Origin of the sequence: Allofournierella massiliensis (assembly GCF_004345265.1) — a bacterium.
Lineage (GTDB): Bacteria > Bacillota > Clostridia > Oscillospirales > Ruminococcaceae > Allofournierella > Allofournierella massiliensis.
On the sequence record NZ_SLUM01000008.1, the window covers coordinates 37930 to 53386 of the forward strand.

Here is a 15457-nt window from a genome sequence, read left to right on the forward strand (position 1 = left end):
CCTTTGTGCGTTTTGAAAACGATGCCGTTACCAGAAATTTTTCCGGCGGAAGTACCAGATGCTGCCCAGCAGAATTCCGGCGCTGACCAGAATCACCGCCGGATAGCCGTAGGCCCATTGCAGCTCCGGCATGTGGGCGAAGTTCATGCCGTACCAGCCGGCAATCAGCGAAAGGGGCAGGCAGAGGGTGGTCACCACCGTGAGCACCTTCATGATCCGGTTCTGCCCGATGTCGATCTGGGCCTGGTATTCGCTGGCGATCTGGCTTGCGTATTCCCGCAGCATCTGGCTTTCCGCCCGCAGGCTCTCCACCCGGCGGCCGAAGTGGCCCATGCGCTGGGCGCTTTCCGGCCCCAGAAGATCCCCGGCGTTTTCCAAGAGGGTGTCCGCCAGATCGTTCAGCTGAGCGTAGAACCGGTTGCACCGGTTCAGCTCCTTGCGCAGCGCGCTCATCCGGTGGATGAATCGGTCGGTGCGGCCGGCCAGAATTTCCTGCTCCAGCTGAGCGGCCCGTTCCTCCAGCTGCTGGATGTAGGGCAGGCCGTCCTGAATCAGGGCGGTGAGCAGATCCACCAGAAAATCCCCCGCGCCGCCCTGATCGTGGGGGCGCATGGCCAGCACCTGCGCCAGCAGGGCTGCGCCGGTTTCCTGCGGGGCAACAAGCAGCACGTTGGAGCCCTGCCACACAAAGGCAAGGCTTTTGGCCGGCTGTTTGGCCCGGGCGGGAATGTGCAGTGCGCCCAGAATGCGCCCGGCGTCAAATTCCACCCGGCAGTAGTGCAGCTGATCCGGCCGGGCCAGATGGGCAGGGGGCTTCAGTGCGTCGGGTATGGCTTCGGCGGCGGCTTCGTCCGGCGTGAGCACCGCCAGCACCCGGTCCCACGCGGCGGGCGGCGCGGGCAGAAGGGTCAGCGGGGCGGACAGTTGATAATAAGGCATAACACAGCGCCTCCTTTGCCGCCTATTATAGCACAGCGCGCCCGGCAGGGCAAAGAGCGGCGTTGACAGCGGCCCGCCCGGTGATTATCATGGAGATAATGATCCAATGGCGGCAAACGCACCGCCGCACAGGCAAGGAGGAAAAAACCATGGAAGAGGTTTGGAAGGCCCGCCGGGAGCGGGTGCTGGGCGCGATGGAAGCCCAGGGACTGGAGCAGATGATTGTGAGTGACCCCAAGAGCGTCTGGTATCTGACCGGGGTGGACGTGGAGCCCTTTGAGCGGCTGTTCGCGCTGTATCTGCGCAAGGAGGGCAGCGTGCTGTTTTTGAACCGGCTGTTCCATGTGCCGAATCCCCCCTGCGAGGCGGTGTGGATGACCGACACCGACGACGGCGTGGGCATGATCGCCGCCCGGGTGGACAAAACAAAGCCCCTGGGCATTGACAAGGAATGGCCCGCCCGGTTCCTGCTGCCCCTGATGGCCGCCTGCCCGGGCATGGAGTGCCGCCTTGCCTCGGACTGCGTGGACGACGCCCGCGCCCGCAAGGACGAGGCCGAGCGGGAGCTGATGCGGATGAACTCCCGCCTGAACGACGAGGTGATGCGCCGCACCGTGGCCTTTTTGAAGGAGGGCATGACCGAAAAGGAGGGCGAAGCCTTCGTTCTGGCCCAGTATAAGGAGCTGGGCTGTGAGGACGTGTCCTTTGCACCCATCGTCTCCTTCGGGGCCAACGCGGCGGACCCCCACCACATGCCGGACGACACCCGCCTGAAGGCCGGGGACTGCATTGTGATCGACATCGGCGGCCGCAAGCAGCGCTACTGCTCGGACATGACCCGCACTTACTTCTGCAAGCAGGCGGACCCGAAGTATGCCGCCATCCATGATCTGGTGCGCCGGGCAAACGAAGCCGCCGAGGCGCTGGTGAAGCCGGGCGTAAAGCTGAGCGAGCTGGACGCCGCCGCCCGCAACCTGATCGCCGCCGAAGGCTACGGCGAATACTTCACCCACCGGCTGGGCCATTTCATCGGCCAGACCGACCACGAGCAGGGCGACGTGAGCAGCGCAAGCCCGCTGGTGGCCGAGGAGGGGATGATCTTCTCCATCGAGCCGGGCGTCTACCTGCCGGGCGAATTCGGCGTGCGGGTGGAGGATCTGGTGCTGGTGACCGCCGACGGCTGCGAGGTGCTCAACCAGGTGGACAAGCACTGGAGCCTGATCGGCTGACCCTGAACCGGAACGGAACGCGAAAAAATCCCGGCGGCGCGCAAATTTCAAATTGACGCGCCGCCGGGATTTTGCTATAATAGACGATGCAAATCCAATCTGGAGAGTTGTCCGAGTGGTCGAAGGTGCGAAACTCGAAATCATGTTTTCACTTTGGAAGTCCGAACTGCCGAAAAGCCAGTAACCATGCGGGTTTGCGGGCAAGTTCAAATCGTGAATTGGGGTCTGTTCTATCCTGTTGTTCTTCCCGATTTCCACGGCTTGAATTTTGCGGGAAAATGGCTATAATGAGAGCAGCCATCTGACGGCCACTTTGAGAGGTGTGTTTTGGGGTTCCGTAGTTACCGCTATCGTCCCTGATTTACCGTCATCATCCAAGTTGGTGTAATGATTCGAAATCAGGTTTCCTATGCGGAGTGCCAAACGGCTGAAACCCTTGGAACCATGCGGGTTCCAGCCGAGTTCAAATTGAATAATGTTGCTTGTTCTATCCTGTTGTTCTTCCCGATTTCCACCGGCTGAATTGGTCGGCGGGGCGGGATCAGGGATATGACATAAATTTGGAGATGTACCCAAGCGGTTGAAGGGTCCGCACTCGAAATGCGGTAGGTCGGCTCAAAACCGGCGCGAGAGTTCGAATCTCTCCATCTCCGCCATGAGGTCTGCCAGCGAAAAGCTGGTAGACCTCTTTCCTTTTTATGGAGAAACCGCCGATAGGTTTTGTAGCATGGGCGCCACAATGTCCTGCTCAATGGCTGCGGCGGATTGTTTTTTCGTGGCATATTGCAGATGCCCGTAAATATCCACCGTTGTTGAGATCTCACTGTGTCCCAGCCACTCCTTTACCTGTTCCATCGGAACACCGTTGGCCAGCAAAAGCGAGGCACAGGTATGGCGAAGATCGTGGAACCGAATGTGCCGTAAATTGTTCTTGGCAAGCAACTTTCCAAAGGTCGAGGACACATAGTTGGGTTTAATAAGATTGCCGATCACATCGACACAGACATATCCCAGATATTCTTTGTTGTAGGAGCGCCCGCACAGCTTGCGATTTTCTTCCTGCTGTTTCTTGGTCTCCAACAACCGCTCTTTCAAAAAAGGAATCAATGGATAAGTCCGTAGACTGGATTTGTTTTTTGCCTTGTCCTTCCTGATCGTGACCCGTTCTCCCTTTACATTGCAAGTTGTTACCGTATGCCGAATGGAGAAGCAGTTATGGTTGAAATCAAAGGCACTCCATTTCAGACCGATAACCTCACTGCGGCGCAGGCCGTAAAAAGCAGTCAGAAGAACTACCAGTTCGATCTTATGCCCCTTGATGACTTCAAACAGATTCAGGACTTCCGAATCCAGGTAGTAGTCACCCTTGAAGGGTTCAGGCTTGGAAATGATAATCCGGTCAGCCGGATTGCTTGGGATCAGATTTTTGTCAACCGCATAATTCAACGCCCCATGAATCAGAGCGTGGTAATGTTTAACGGTGGTCGGCTTGACCCGTTCCAATTCTTTCTCGTAAAAAGCGAGAATATCTTGTTTGGTAAGGTCACAAAGGGCGACAGGATGCTCTCGGAAATACGGGGCGATGGGGCTGTTGAGCTGCTGTTCGTATCCCGAATAGGTCGAGAGTTCGATTGGCTTGCTGTCCATCACCCGTCCGGTAGCAGACTTATACTTGTACTCAAGCCACTGATACAGGAAATCCACAAAAGAAATCTTTGCGGATGACGGGTCAGACGGAGAAGCCGACTGCTGTGAGGCCATAGCCTCCTGAAGCAGCTTTTCCGTCCATTCCTTTCGGATGGTGGGAAGCATATTGTTTGCCCAGGTCTTGTTGCCCTTGGCTTTCTTGTGGGTGGGAATCCATTTGGGCTTTCTCTTGCCGTTCTCATCGGTAAGGTTCAGAACCCAATAGAGATAACCTTTTTTCTCGGCCACATGGCCGGAGATTAGTTTGCTGTTTCCTTGCAGGTGTACCGCTGGCATACTGATCTGTTCCTCCTTTTGCGGTATTGAGTTCACCTACCAATGACACCTTTATTGTATCATCGGACAGAACAAAACTCCAGGTAAATCCGCGTCAGAATTGTTAACTTTCTGCGTCTATCCGGTGAAGATCGACACCATATCCTGCTACTCCGCCAAAGTGGAGCAGGTGATTTTCAAATAGCGAAGAATGTGGGCTTTGGGAATACGGTAAGCCCGTCCAATTTTCAGGTACTCGATTTTTCCATCTTTAAGCAGCTTATACCCGGTTTTTGTGCTGACGCCAAGCGCCTCACACATTTGGCCAATGTCCATCACATCCGGGTAGTCTTTTAACATCAATCGGTAGGCATCTCTGGGAGAGAGTAGGCCGCCGTCATTTTCATACATTGTGAGTTCTCCTTTCGTTGGGGTATCCTATGCCGATGCTGATTGCTAGGGCTGCATCTACCTCCAGCATTTTTTCTTTGCTGATACGCCCAATGTAACCACGGAGCCGCTTCCGGTCTATTGTCCGCAGTTGTTCCAACAGAAGCAGAGAGGTAGGCGTAAGCCCCGGCACATTCTCCAGAAGAATATGGGTGGGCAGACTGTTCTTTGCTTTTCTGCTGGTGATGGCTGCCGCGACAACGGTAGGACTAAAGTGATTTCCTACATCATTTTGGATAACAAGGACAGGACGGATGCCGCCTTGCTCGGAGCCGACCACCGGGTTCAGATCTGCATAGAACAGATCACCACGCCGGATAGCCTTTCGCATAAGCTGACCTCCTGAATATTAAGTAAGCCAGAAACAGGGCAGGCCTTATGGCCTGCCCTGTTTCTGGCGAAATACAATATCCGATTTGTTTTCTTGTTATGTGCTATTTGTCCTTGACACCCCGCACATATTGGGAAGTCATCAGCGGCCAGTAGCGAACTGGCCCACGGGAATCTCACCCCTCCGAGGATCTCTCCGAGCTGCCCCCATTGCGTGATCCTGCAACCAGATGGTTTCCAAATGTATAGACTTCTCTGATCTTAAGCAGGGCTGTGGCTGGACAGGAGTACCATTGTACCCCTTGCCGGTCATGGCCGCGCCGGGTGCCACCCGGTTTGTACAGGCTGCCGTTACTCGCTCGTACAGGACATGATTGAATGCTAGACCAGTTAGTAATCAGGCGGGATCTGCTCATCGTGTCCGTACATCATGGCGCGGCCCCTGAATCGGCTTTTGCTTATCGCACTGACAAGGGGGAAGTTACTGATGAATGAGTATGCGGTTGTCAAGGAACAGGTGAAAGGAGAACATTTGTAAGAATGCCTTTCACCTATCGTCCTAAAACTACAGGGGTGTCAACCCTGTGCCGCAAAAAATTTTCTCAATTTTTTCAAGGCTAAGTTTATAGATTTTGCAACAGCTTGATGACTTATCCCTTCCATTTGACTGATCTTTCGAGTAGAACAACCATGAAAGGTATGAAGTATAAATCTTCGTTTTTGAACTTGTGTTATCCCTCCCACAGTAAAAAGTTGTTCCAATGCTTTCCATGCGAATTTGCGTTCTTCTACTTCAATAATTCGCTCCTCCCACTCTTCATCTAAGGGTTGTGTAGCACAATATATAGTATCTTCGAATCCGCAGATCGAAACATTTTTGCGAGTCTGAGCGCTTTCTGCTCGATCTTGCTCATAGTAGATTTGATCAGATAACCGCTTCAGTTGTACAAAATCATCGATTGTTTTATCAGGGTTTTCTTTTAAGTAATCATCTAGTGTAATTTCTATTATCTCGTTATGATAACAGTAAACAATGTTTGGACTATTTTTGTTTATCGCATAATCGCTTTTATTATAGTTATACAACTCTATTACCTCCGATTTGTTTTGTGAAAACAAATCGGAGATTGAGCTGCTTATATCTGAATCGCTGAATTAGAGAAACCCTATTTCGCAGCGAAATAAAAACGCGGGAGCTGAAAAAAGTGCTTAATGGGGCCAGCTAATTCTAATGCTAGGTTAGTTATGTGTGATATCGAGTTATGTAAAAAATAAGCAATGAAAACAGGCGGCTCATAGAATGAGCCGCCTGTTACAAGCAGTGTCGAATTTTAATACTTTTATGCAGCTAACCTTTATCTAGTATTCCTTTCTAGGATAGTCTTCTGGATATTAAAAATTCGGAGGCTATCTATGAAGCATTTACTGAGGAATGCTGCTCATAGTAGCTTCAGGATCATACCCAATCTGAAGGTCAGGGTTACCATCTACGGTTTTTGACAACATCTTTCCGTTTTTGAGGTCGTTCAGGTTCTGCTCATAAATCTTCATTTGAGCGTCTACATCCTCCTGGGACCAAACATATTCTCCACGACTGTCTGAGCATTTCTCGCCAATCATGTCTTCCATATTCCGCTTTTCATCTTCCATCCACAGCTTATATTCGTCATAAGTCCACCATTCAATGTCAGGTGTGTTGAACAGTTCAGCTTCCTCTTCCTCAGACAAAGCTACATAAGATTTCCCATTATCAAAAGTATAGAGAGTGTTCCCACTTTCCTTATCGTAATAGGAAGCCATCATGGTGGGGGAGGTCTGCTCCGGTGTGTTATCGGCGGAAGCATGCGAGGCCGATGTGGCGAACACAACGGTCATGGACAACACAAAAGCTACCGCAACAATAGCAGTAAAGGTGGATAACTTCTTGATCTTCATAATAGCTTCAATCCTTTCTTGCAACGAATTTTTGTTAAAATAGTTTGATAGTAGATAAGACGGACACTTCTGAGTTTCGAGCCTAAGCAAGGTTAGCGCATATGCTGATTGATTACAAGCTGAACTAGAAATCGAGAAATTTTTTACAACTATTTCATCACAATATAGTTCGATATCTTGTGTCGCTAAAAAATACATGATCCAAACAAATGGATTAAACCAGTAGATGCTTACAACAATAGCTAATATTATTTTCTTTATAGCATCACGGTGATGGATATGAGTTGACTCATGCGCAAGGATATAATGCAATGCCTCCTCGTCTTTTATATTCAAATCTATAGGAAGTAAGATAGTTGGATGAAAGACCCCGTATGTTAAAGGCGTTTTGACGTATTCATTTAGATAGATTCGAGGTTTTTTCTGGCAAGCGTAGCTGTTTAGCCAATTAGAAATAAATTCTGAATCAATAGGGATAGATTGATTGAACCTTCGCTTCCACCTGATGTATGCCATAATGAAATACATACCCAGACAGAAAACGCCCAAGAGCCATATTATATGAGCCAAAGATATGCTGCTAAAAATAGTATTGTGGGATGTTGATTGTTGCTCCAATAAATTTCTGGCCACCCCAAAAGTATTTGTGGATTTTATAGAAAGTGGCACTTCTGCTTGCTCGCTCTGTAAAATATGCTCTAATAATGTATAAATGCTGAAATGTGAAGGAATTCTAATGGGGAGCAGAAGCCTGAATACAATAACACCCCAGAAGAAAACAAACACCCTTTTAGGTAATTTGTATAGAGTGATTGACCTAATAACAATCACAACTAGAATTAGGATGCTTGCGGATATACTAACTTGAAGTATACTCATCATGTCTCACCGTCTGTTTCCTCTAGTTTGTTGATCAATTCTTTCAGATATTGGATATCTTTTTCTGAGAGTTCTCCCCCCCCTAAAAGAGAAGCAAAAAGTAAATTCTTTGATCCGTCAAATACTTTGTCTATTAGGTCTGAGATTTCTTGCTGTTGAACTTCTTCTTTAGAAACTAAAGGGTGGCACATAAAATGTGGCTCGTGTCTCTCAATAAATCCTTTTTGGATGCACCGCTTAATGAGAGTATAAGTTGTGTTCATATTCCAGCCAATTTCTTCTTTAAGAATATTTGATACTGCCTTTGCGGTAAGATCACCCTCTTTCCATAATACGGACATGACCTTTAATTCTGCATTTTGAAGTTTGTACTCCATAACGAACCCTCTCTTCCTGCAAACTACATTTGTAGTCTGAACATATAATAGCATACTGACTGGCTTTTGTCAACACTACACGAGTAGTTTGTCTCCGCTGCTTACAGGAAAGCTGGAATCAGGAGATCATTGCTCACCGTATAGACGATTTAGCAAAATGATTTTATCAGCAATTATCTCCTCTAGAATATTTGGGGTAATATTATATTGATGTTTGTAAAGACCTTCTGCGATAGTGAAAAAGACAGTGCTGGCTTGTAGATTTATTTCTATATCATATTTTTCATATTCCATTTCAATAATGAACAAGATATCGCTACGGATGTGCGCGTACAATTTATTTGTAAAAAAGGTATCTATATCTTTTTGGGGAACACAATAAAATTGGTGTGCAATATCATTTGTTTTGGGAGTAAGACAAATAGCCTCCAGGTCATATTTGTGCTTTAATACTTTGATGATTCTGGGTATGTGTTGTATTATTCTTTTGCTGGAAATTTTTATTATTAAAGGGCGTTCTGACTCATAAATGGGTGAACTGGAATATGAGGAATCACAATGAGGATATTTGTTTATCTTCATCAAAATACGAATAATGTCTGATGCGCTTAATGAAGAAAATTGAAAATAGCTGTTGATTATCTCCGCTGCAATGACTGGTACAGCAAAGCTGTTTGATGGAAGTGTGTCAACTCCTGTTAGTCTTGCTAACTCGCTTCTATTATAAGAAACAGAAAAATTAGTTCCTAAAAAATCCCTAGTGCAGACAGTGATGGGAGCATCATTGTTGTGGCGATATCTCACTGCAATTACGTTTTCAAATGAAGCTGGAAATGTAAACACGTTATCGTTGCTGGTAGCGGCTATAATTATTGTACCATCGCTTATTAAAGCTTCACACAATGGATATAAAAGTGAAGCATCCGATGGCATAGTTGATCCTATACTCATGATTACAATGTGTGGTCTTAAAATGGCGCATTCTCGAAGGGCTTTCAAAAGTGTATCAACGTCGAAACAGTGCTGATCGTTGAGAGCAACGATATAGTTGGTAATTGAGTAATGTATGAGTGGGTTTGTATAGGCTTGTAATATTTTGGTTACAACTGTTGAATGACTAATATGATTATTACAGTATCGGTCAGGAAAGTGATTAGTGGCAATGGAAACCTTTTCTACACGGCATCCCAGGCCAACAATATCAGACGCTATCTCATCATCTATAACTGCGATCCTTAATGAATTTTTAGTGTCCATCATATGTTGTCGTTTCATAGTTGTTTAGTGACTTCTTTCTGTATGGTATTAAAAGGGCATCTCCTATTATTTAAGATAGGACAATAGTAGGGAATGAAAACATCCTCTTGTTTTAGAAAGAGGCGGCCACTCAAATGAGTGGCCGCCTGGCGCAAAAGAGTAATTACTCAGTCAGATAGCCTTAGCGCTTGAACACGTTCGAATACGCCTCGGTGTCCCGGTTGTAAGCGTTGCTGTGGTTGCTGGCGCGCTTACGAGAATCGTTCTGGCAGGAGCAGTTACACTTGGGGCTGCAGAAGCAAGCAACGCGGAAGCTAAACTTCTCAACAGTGGAGCTGTTGTTAGCAAACTGCTTGTTAAGCTTTTTCACAAAATTACCTCCTTCCATCTAAAGTTATATATAATCATTGGCGCCGGCACCAACGACTATAACATAATGAAACTACAAGTCGAGAATTAACTCGCTTATTCTTTGAAGAGTGAATTCATTCGCACTCAGGCTTTTGAATATGTTGTGTACAGGGATGCCGGTTGAATCTTCGAAGTTGGAAAAAACATATAGAAAGCAGACTAAATCAATTGCCAGTCTATCACTTAAAAGGTTCTCTGTTATAGAGTCTACTTTCACATTCGAAATATGGTATATTTCTTTTTGCAATAGACGGATAATCTGATCTTGATTCATCATTATCTTTACACCTTAACAGATAGGATTGACGTTTGATTCAAGGACTTCTACAAGCTTTTGAAATGCCTTTTTTCTTCCTATGTGATCTGAATTGTAAAAAACATTATAAATGTTCTCTTGGCCAAATCCAGGCAGGGCTTCGACAAATTCGTTGCTAAGAAAATATGTATCATAGCCATCGCCCGTATCATTCTCTTGAATTTTGTTGTTGGATATACAGAAGGCGAAAATTTCGGTATCAAAGCGGTATCTACACAGCATTTTTAACTGAGAGAAGTAATCTTCGTTAATTACATCTAACAATCCACTGGTCAGTATGCTGAAGTCTGGATGAACTGCATTGCAGACTATGGAAGCAAACTCTCCAAAACTATTATGGATTTTTTGATTATAGGGGATGATCCCATCAGGAATTCCAATAATAATTACATCCGGTTGCTCATCCTTTACAAGTTTGTGTACATAATGGTTAAAACCGTATGTTTTCTTTGCTAATGAATGATCGGAAAACATAAAATCAGGGTAGATATGCATTCCCAAAAATTTTCCGAGAGAGTTAGATGAGATTACAGTGGCTTTATATCCTGCGTCCGAAAATGTTTTTCTCAATTCAACTTGAACATCGAATTTGCTTGAATTAGGCGCCAAGCCCATCACCGCAATTACGGGGACATTGATGGGATAAACTTTTGGCAACTGTTCGCCAAGACAAAACTCATCCAGGGAAATGGTGGAAATTTTAGATTGTGGAGGGAACCCATCAAGTAAACCGGATTGATGCAGTTGCGTGTACAAATATGGTGCAATCTCCACACTTAAGCCATGTTTAACCCCGTCATATATAACTTTTTGGAAAGCACCTAATGGATTGTTCAGAAGGTTATCGCAGACGATGATACTGTCAATACCGCGTTTCTCGAAAGTGGGCATATCAAAAGTGATTCCATCAACTTTTGGAGAAACGCTGTGCAGATCTTCTTTGAAGCAAAGAACGGAGTCAATATAGATTAGACTATCATCTCTGTTTTCAAAGAGGGTAATTGCGTCCGCTGTGTATGGAAAAATCGTTGCCTTCCTCATTATTCTTCCTCCAATGGGAGTTCAAAGCCGTTTTCACTAAGTGCAGTAATGTCAAAGAGATTTGATAATGCCACTTTCTTTCTTACGCCGCATCCGGACAACTTACTTTGACAGTCAATCGTACAATCATGGCACTCAATGTCATTAAGGCAGCTTGAGCATAACCGTAATGCCCAGCAGGATTTGCATTCCTTTTCAGATAGACGGCCGATATTCATGATTTGTTTAATTCTCTCGATATCGAAGCCATTGCTGATATTCCCAATACAAGCATAAGCAAGCTCGGGAACTCTTTCGCAAGGGAAAAACTCGCCGTTGACATTTACGAAGAGCCGCGCTATGCCAGGGATACAAGGGCCTTGCGGGTGCATGACATTAGCAATCGGTGCATGCAATCGCAACTCCTTGTAAAGGTCGTAATATGAGCGCTTGGAATCTATTACAAGGCGACTAACATAGCTCTCGTCTAGTTTTCCTGACATGGATATGAACAGTTTTAGAAATTCAAATTTCCGTTTGATTCGGTAATTTTCGCTAAACGAAACGAGAGAATCTTCCTTGACATTGGATGAAGCGACTTCGTTGAACATGATGTGCGTGTCTTGGAATACAGCCGAAACAGAGAAGAATTCATCAAAACATGATGGGTTTGTTTTGGGGTTTATTACTGTATTGAATTGCACTCGTTCTGCAACATATGAGGGATGCCTTGCTTTGAAGTTACGCACATTTTGCATTATAAGATCAAAAGAGCCTTTGCCAGATTTGAATACACGATTAGCATCATGAGATTCTCTATCGCCATCTAGGCTAATAAGAAGTTGAAAATTATTTTCTACAAGAAAATCCATGATTTCACTAGTAAATAATGTTCCGTTAGTTGTCATGTTAAAATGGAGTTCTTTTCCTTGTATGTTCTCTTTAGCATATGCGACACATTTTTTTATAAGGTCAAAGGCCAGAAGTGGTTCACCACCATAGAAGCTAACGACAAAATTCGAGGATTCCTGGCTGCGTTCCATGCCAAAATCTATTGCTTTTTTAGCGAGCTCAAAATCCATGGTCTTAGGACTATGGGTGCGATTTTTATAATTGCCCCCATATACACAGTACCCACACCGTAAGTTGCAATTTTGCGTTACTTGCAGAATCACATCACTAATTCTGTGCTGCAGCAGGTGACTTAAGAATGGGGTCGAGGGATGAAGAATATCTTCTACTTCACCGGGCAGGCAAATTCCTTTTTCTTGCAGTTCGTTAATGACATGATTGCTGGATGGATCTGCTAATCCAGCTTCGATTTTTACCAGTTCATCATATTGCTCTGTATTCACACGAATAACAGAGTTGGAATATCTATCATAAAGATAGCAACCTTTTGGTGTTTGAAAACATTTGAAAATAATTTGGTTATCCATACTCTAACTCCGATCCTGTTTGATTACTGTTAATTGCCCATTTTCCAATCTAAGTATCTTATCATAACGAGAAAGCTCTTCGTGATCGTGAGTAACAACAAATACAATATCAAAATCTATGGAGTTCAAAACTAGTTCCAGCATTTTCTGGTGGGATGCGGAATCCAAATTTGATGCAGCCTCATCTAATAGCAATATTTTGCGTTTGTGGCATAAAGCACGGGTGAGCGCAATTTTTTGCTTTTCGCCACCCGATAAAAAACTGCCTTCCGAGCCAGTTGTGTCATGCAAACGATTGATAATATTAGGCCCTAGCATATCGCTGTATCTGCCAATTGCTTTTGCTGGATCTTCTGGTTCTTCATCTTTATTGACAAATACATTTTCGATTATGGTAGTGTTAAACATATTGACTTTTTGCGACACAACACTAAATACTGAACGATAATCGTCAATATCATATTCTCGGATATTGTTTCCATTGAGACAGAGTTCTCCGCTGGAGAAATCTTGCATTCTCAGAAGAAGATTAATCAAAGTTGACTTTCCGCTGCCATTGTCGCCAATAATGGCTACTTTCTCTCCTTTGAAAATTTCAAATGAAATGTCTTTTAAGATTACACTATCATCAATTTGAAAGTTAAGGTTAGTTGCAGAAATTGACTTGACATCATCAGGCATGTGAGTGATGCCATCGCGATTTTCTCGCTCTAAAGAAAAGAACTGTCTTAAACTAGTAATAGATGGACGAATCTCGCTGATAGATAGCCTTAGCCCTAGAACAATATCTAAAGGAGAAACTATGTAGCTTGAATATGATATAAAGGCCATTAACCCTCCAAGGGTTAAATTTTGCGAGAGCATCATCAATACGCCAGTAAGGTAGAGTGCACAGGTAACCAAGTGATCCAATATTTGTGAACAGCTATTATTAGCTTGTTTGACAAGCAAAGATTTCCGAAGGAACCGATGTATTTCCGCCTCATACTGGATTCCTTCAAGTTCTTTTTTCTTCTTAAGATTCCATATTTTAATATCAGGAATGCAAAGAACAGTATTGTTGAACCAATGTGTGTATTTTTTGTGGGTTTCTAGAAGCGATTCACTCTGATGTGCCACTCTTTTTTTGGCAATATTATTTAATAGGATCTTCACTGGAATAAAACATAGTACGACTAATGTCAACTTCCAGCTAATAAGAAGTAAAGCGATAATCGCTCCGACAGCCTTTATGGCAATTCCTCCGATAATAAGGAAATTGTTTTCTACAATTTCCAAAACGTTATCGACGTCATATAAAGCGTCAGAGAGTATCTTTAAGAAACCATCTTTCTGATATTGAGAAGGCTTTAGTTGAAATGCGTGTTCAAAAATTTTCTGCTTTAGTTTGATTCCTACATCAGTCTGGATCTTATTCTGAATGCTCAGTTCTAAAAACTCTATTCCCTTACTGATTGAGATAACCAACAGAAAAAGCACACTGAATCTCAGGACTACATTTGTATCAAGCTTAATAAGGCCGTCATCAATGAGCTGCTGTTCAAGAAGTGGTACTATAACGCCTAAAGCTGTGCTTGCTGCGAAAAGCAAAACTAGCACTACTATTCTCAAAGTGTGTGATTTTAGATTAAAAATGTCATGTAAACTTCTTTTTTGTGGCATATCATCAAGCCTTTCCGCTAGCAAAGTGTTGTGGCCCTGAAGATCATTACCGCAATACTCTATATCTCGATAAAGGCAAAATACGCATATTGTATGTAGCAGTATAATACACTTGTAGTCTAACACAAGTATATTCGACTTGTTCAAGGAAGTCAATTCTGTTTAAAAAGTTACTATCAATGTGTAGTTTATTTGTGACATATTGCCAGTCTGTGCGCTTTTTGCCTTGATGATCTTTCGTTTTGTTTTCTATTTGTAGTCTGAGCGAAGCTGGTTGCGGTTAGCTGATTAACCTCACGCGCGTTTTCCTGAATTGTCATCAAACGGTTATATGTGATATAATAAGATAGTAAGAGAAAAGTTGAAGTCATGTGATACTGTTCTTTCGCTATTATCAACTATCATTTGAATTGATCATTGATATGCTGCAGAAAAAAAACGCCGGATTGAAATCCGGCGTCCGTTATTGTTAACTAGTAAAAACGAAATTTAATCTTTATAAAATTACACTAAAACACTCGAAAGGAATATAAAAATGTCGCAACGACAATCGTCATCAGAATTGAGAATCTTAGAAATATTATGGGAACATGGTGAAATGCCTGCAAAAGAAATTGCTAATATTCTCACAGAAGAAATAGGGTGGAATAAAAACACCACATATACTTTGATAAAGCGCTGTGTTAAAAAAGGGCTGATCCAAAGAAATGAACCAAACTTTGTTTGTTCCGCCCTAATTTCTAAAGATGAGGTAGTCCGCAATGAAACAACTGGACTAGCGGATCGCATATTTGGAGGCAATTTGAACCTTTTATTCGCCTCATTATTATCCCAAAAGGGATTAACTAAAGATGAGATTGACGCACTTATAGTGTTAATTAATCGTCATGAAGATGATGATAAAGATAAGGAAAAGTGATTATTTATTTGCTGGCTCATATTGAATAATATCTTCAACAGAACATTGCAAGACGTGTAACACACGAGCTAAGACATCTAGGTCTAGTCTGTAAATGTTTCCCGTGTATAAGCGATTGGCCACCTCAAAACGAATTCCCGCTAATCTCGCTAACATATTTCTGTTGATTCCCTTTTTGTCCATTATTTCCTTGACATTCAAAAGCACTCTTCCATAGTCTTTCTCTTCAATAACCGTATCATATATGTGTTCCATAGGATTCACCTTGTTACCCTTTCGTTACTTTTATTTAATTTTAATAAATCAGTAGCAAAAAATGTATATCTGTTTTA

General features: G+C 44.0%; 15 protein-coding genes and 1 tRNA gene. 3 read left to right on the forward strand and 13 right to left on the reverse strand.

The annotated features are described in order from the left end of the window. Window positions 1-27: 27 nt before the first annotated feature. A complete protein-coding gene (locus EDD77_RS05950) occupies window positions 28-939 on the reverse strand; it encodes a magnesium transporter CorA family protein (protein WP_058963938.1) in 912 nt (303 codons plus the stop codon). Window positions 940-1088: 149 nt separating this feature from the next. Between EDD77_RS05950 and EDD77_RS05955 the strand changes: the two genes are divergently transcribed. Together EDD77_RS05955 and EDD77_RS05960 are read left to right on the forward strand one after the other, a co-directional pair. Beyond that, window positions 1089-2168: a M24 family metallopeptidase gene (locus EDD77_RS05955; protein ID WP_058964232.1), complete on the forward strand. Its 1080-nt coding sequence runs from the start codon at window positions 1089-1091 to the stop codon at window positions 2166-2168. 562 nt (window positions 2169-2730) lie between these two features. Next, window positions 2731-2824: transfer RNA gene (locus EDD77_RS05960), tRNA-Ser, on the forward strand. A 40-nt stretch (window positions 2825-2864) separates the two neighbouring features. Here the strand turns inward: EDD77_RS05960 and EDD77_RS05965 are convergent. The 11 genes from EDD77_RS05965 to EDD77_RS06015 form a co-directional block, all read right to left on the reverse strand. After that, window positions 2865-4151 (reverse strand): tyrosine-type recombinase/integrase, encoded by a 1287-nt coding sequence (locus tag EDD77_RS05965; RefSeq protein ID WP_077138530.1) that lies wholly within the window; start codon window positions 4149-4151, stop codon window positions 2865-2867. A 147-nt stretch (window positions 4152-4298) separates the two neighbouring features. Further along, window positions 4299-4541, reverse strand: coding sequence for a helix-turn-helix domain-containing protein (locus tag EDD77_RS05970; RefSeq protein WP_058963940.1), 243 nt, complete (start codon window positions 4539-4541; stop codon window positions 4299-4301). Next, the gene (locus EDD77_RS05975) at window positions 4534-4911 is read right to left on the reverse strand and encodes a type II toxin-antitoxin system PemK/MazF family toxin (RefSeq protein ID WP_058963941.1); all 378 of its coding nucleotides are present in this window, start codon (window positions 4909-4911) and stop codon (window positions 4534-4536) included. Before EDD77_RS05975 ends, EDD77_RS05970 begins: the two co-directional genes overlap by 8 nt. A gap of 575 nt (window positions 4912-5486) precedes the next feature. Continuing rightward, window positions 5487-5996 carry a sigma-70 RNA polymerase sigma factor region 4 domain-containing protein gene (locus EDD77_RS05980; RefSeq protein ID WP_077138544.1) on the reverse strand — a complete coding sequence of 170 codons (510 nt, stop codon included), beginning with the start codon at window positions 5994-5996 and terminating at the stop codon, window positions 5487-5489. A gap of 336 nt (window positions 5997-6332) precedes the next feature. Next, window positions 6333-7727: a M56 family metallopeptidase gene (locus tag EDD77_RS05985; protein WP_058963943.1), complete on the reverse strand. Its 1395-nt coding sequence runs from the start codon at window positions 7725-7727 to the stop codon at window positions 6333-6335. After that, entirely contained in the window at window positions 7724-8101 is a 378-nt protein-coding gene (locus EDD77_RS05990) for a BlaI/MecI/CopY family transcriptional regulator (protein WP_058963944.1), read from the reverse strand. Before EDD77_RS05990 ends, EDD77_RS05985 begins: the two co-directional genes overlap by 4 nt. Window positions 8102-8227: 126 nt before the next feature. Next, window positions 8228-9376, reverse strand: coding sequence for a S8/S53 family peptidase (locus EDD77_RS05995; protein ID WP_132587341.1), 1149 nt, complete (start codon window positions 9374-9376; stop codon window positions 8228-8230). Between the two features lie 163 nt (window positions 9377-9539). Further along, complete coding sequence (locus EDD77_RS06000; protein ID WP_058963946.1) at window positions 9540-9728, reverse strand: hypothetical protein; 189 nt, start codon at window positions 9726-9728, stop codon at window positions 9540-9542. A 330-nt stretch (window positions 9729-10058) separates the two neighbouring features. Further along, complete coding sequence (locus tag EDD77_RS06005; protein ID WP_058963948.1) at window positions 10059-11126, reverse strand: P-loop NTPase family protein; 1068 nt, start codon at window positions 11124-11126, stop codon at window positions 10059-10061. Beyond that, window positions 11126-12544, reverse strand: coding sequence for a Cys-rich peptide radical SAM maturase CcpM (ccpM, locus tag EDD77_RS06010; protein WP_077138531.1), 1419 nt, complete (start codon window positions 12542-12544; stop codon window positions 11126-11128). Before ccpM ends, EDD77_RS06005 begins: the two co-directional genes overlap by 1 nt. A 3-nt stretch (window positions 12545-12547) precedes the next feature. Continuing rightward, a complete protein-coding gene (locus EDD77_RS06015) occupies window positions 12548-14206 on the reverse strand; it encodes an ABC transporter ATP-binding protein (protein WP_132587342.1) in 1659 nt (552 codons plus the stop codon). A 535-nt stretch (window positions 14207-14741) separates the two neighbouring features. On the opposite strand from EDD77_RS06015, the gene EDD77_RS06020 reads away from it, so the two are divergent. Beyond that, the gene (locus EDD77_RS06020; RefSeq protein ID WP_058963952.1) at window positions 14742-15125 is read left to right on the forward strand and encodes a BlaI/MecI/CopY family transcriptional regulator; all 384 of its coding nucleotides are present in this window, start codon (window positions 14742-14744) and stop codon (window positions 15123-15125) included. Here EDD77_RS06020 and EDD77_RS06025 read toward each other — a convergent pair whose 3' ends face one another. Further along, entirely contained in the window at window positions 15126-15380 is a 255-nt protein-coding gene (locus tag EDD77_RS06025; protein WP_058963953.1) for a helix-turn-helix domain-containing protein, read from the reverse strand. It lies immediately after the preceding gene. Window positions 15381-15457: the final 77 nt, after the last annotated feature.

What these genes read in the sequence shown, in the direction of transcription:
- EDD77_RS05950 (WP_058963938.1), bottom strand. Translation starts at nt 939, where the DNA reads ATGCCTTATTATCAACTGTCCGCCCCGCTGACCCTTCTGCCCGCGCCG.
- EDD77_RS05955 (WP_058964232.1), top strand. Translation starts at nt 1,089, where the DNA reads ATGGAAGAGGTTTGGAAGGCCCGCCGGGAGCGGGTGCTGGGCGCGATG.
- EDD77_RS05965 (WP_077138530.1), bottom strand. Translation starts at nt 4,151, where the DNA reads ATGCCAGCGGTACACCTGCAAGGAAACAGCAAACTAATCTCCGGCCAT.
- EDD77_RS05970 (WP_058963940.1), bottom strand. Translation starts at nt 4,541, where the DNA reads ATGTATGAAAATGACGGCGGCCTACTCTCTCCCAGAGATGCCTACCGA.
- EDD77_RS05975 (WP_058963941.1), bottom strand. Translation starts at nt 4,911, where the DNA reads ATGCGAAAGGCTATCCGGCGTGGTGATCTGTTCTATGCAGATCTGAAC.
- EDD77_RS05985 (WP_058963943.1), bottom strand. Translation starts at nt 7,727, where the DNA reads ATGATGAGTATACTTCAAGTTAGTATATCCGCAAGCATCCTAATTCTA.
- EDD77_RS05990 (WP_058963944.1), bottom strand. Translation starts at nt 8,101, where the DNA reads ATGGAGTACAAACTTCAAAATGCAGAATTAAAGGTCATGTCCGTATTA.
- EDD77_RS05995 (WP_132587341.1), bottom strand. Translation starts at nt 9,376, where the DNA reads ATGAAACGACAACATATGATGGACACTAAAAATTCATTAAGGATCGCA.
- EDD77_RS06005 (WP_058963948.1), bottom strand. Translation starts at nt 11,126, where the DNA reads ATGAGGAAGGCAACGATTTTTCCATACACAGCGGACGCAATTACCCTC.
- ccpM (WP_077138531.1), bottom strand. Translation starts at nt 12,544, where the DNA reads ATGGATAACCAAATTATTTTCAAATGTTTTCAAACACCAAAAGGTTGC.
- EDD77_RS06015 (WP_132587342.1), bottom strand. Translation starts at nt 14,206, where the DNA reads ATGCCACAAAAAAGAAGTTTACATGACATTTTTAATCTAAAATCACAC.
- EDD77_RS06020 (WP_058963952.1), top strand. Translation starts at nt 14,742, where the DNA reads ATGTCGCAACGACAATCGTCATCAGAATTGAGAATCTTAGAAATATTA.
- EDD77_RS06025 (WP_058963953.1), bottom strand. Translation starts at nt 15,380, where the DNA reads ATGGAACACATATATGATACGGTTATTGAAGAGAAAGACTATGGAAGA.